This is a genomic window from Vibrio sp. 2130-1, assembly GCF_033339515.1.
The window spans coordinates 1-1,044 of the sequence record NZ_JAWOUT010000085.1; the positions used below are offsets into that span (position 1 = coordinate 1).

Below are 1,044 nucleotides of genomic sequence, written 5' to 3' on the forward strand. Positions count from 1 at the left end.
GGCGGTGTTGATCAAATCAGGTGAAGAGTCGATCTTGCCTACACTCTATCGCCATTAGCTTCGAATAGGCATACCTAGTCCTATGACTTTGTTCATGGCTTTGACGTTGGCCAACGCTTCACCTACTTGAGCATTGTAATTTCTTAAGCTCAATTGACCACTGGTTAGCCCTTTGTATCGAGACATTGCCGTTTCAGATAAAGAACGGTCATGATAACCAGAGTTAATTTTCCATTGAGCTAACGTATCACTTTTTAAGGCTTTTACTGATTCGTTTCTTGGGTGTCCATTGTCCCAAAAGCCAGCATTTTTACGCGGTGGTATTAATGGAGTAATGCCTTTCCGTTGCAACACTTTATGGCATTCTTTCGTATCGTATGCACCATCGCCAGAGACTGAGTCTATTTTTCTTCGTAGTGGATTGAGCAGTGTCGGAAGCACTTCACTATCTCCGACATTAACTAAGCTCACTTCAGCACTTATAACTTCATGTGTATCTACATCGACAGCAAGATGCAGTTTGCGCCATGTTCTGCGCTTTTCATTGCCGTGCTTTTTGACTTTCCATTCTCCCTCTCCAAAGACTTTAAGACCTGTAGAGTCAATGGCGATATGACGGATGCTGCCTTTAGACTTGTTACGATACCGTACCTGCACTGTCTTTGACCGTTTGCTGATACATGTGTAATCAGGTGAAGTTAGCGGAACATCCATCAGCTTAAAAATGGAGTCGATGAAACCTTGAAGAGCACGAAGCGGAAGCGAGAAAATGCCTTTTATCATAAGGGCGGTTTCGATAGCCGTATCGGAGTATTGAAAGCCTCTGCCTCGTTTCCCATGATGCTTAGTGCACTTCCACGATTTGACAGCAGAGTCGTCAATCCAAAAGGTCACGTTGCCACGCTGACACAATGCACGGTTGTACTTGCTCCAGTTTGTGATTTTAGCTTTTGACTTACCCATTTCATTGCTCGTTCAATCATTGATATGAGATCAGATCGCAACTACCTAGAAAGGTTCAATTCGATTTGAGCAACAACGCCA

Annotated in this window: 1 protein-coding gene; it reads right to left on the minus strand. The window is 43.7% G+C overall.

Going from position 1 to position 1,044, the window contains the following annotated elements:
* Positions 1-54: 54 nt before the first annotated feature.
* Positions 55-963 carry an IS5 family transposase gene (locus R7Q09_RS24385; RefSeq protein ID WP_318071329.1) on the minus strand — a complete coding sequence of 303 codons (909 nt, stop codon included), beginning with the start codon at positions 961-963 and terminating at the stop codon, positions 55-57.
* Between the last annotated feature and the right edge of the window lie 81 nt (positions 964-1,044).

Bases quoted from the DNA above. Each gene is read 5' to 3' on its own strand.
- R7Q09_RS24385 (WP_318071329.1), bottom strand. From the start codon at position 963: ATGGGTAAGTCAAAAGCTAAAATCACAAACTGGAGCAAGTACAACCGT.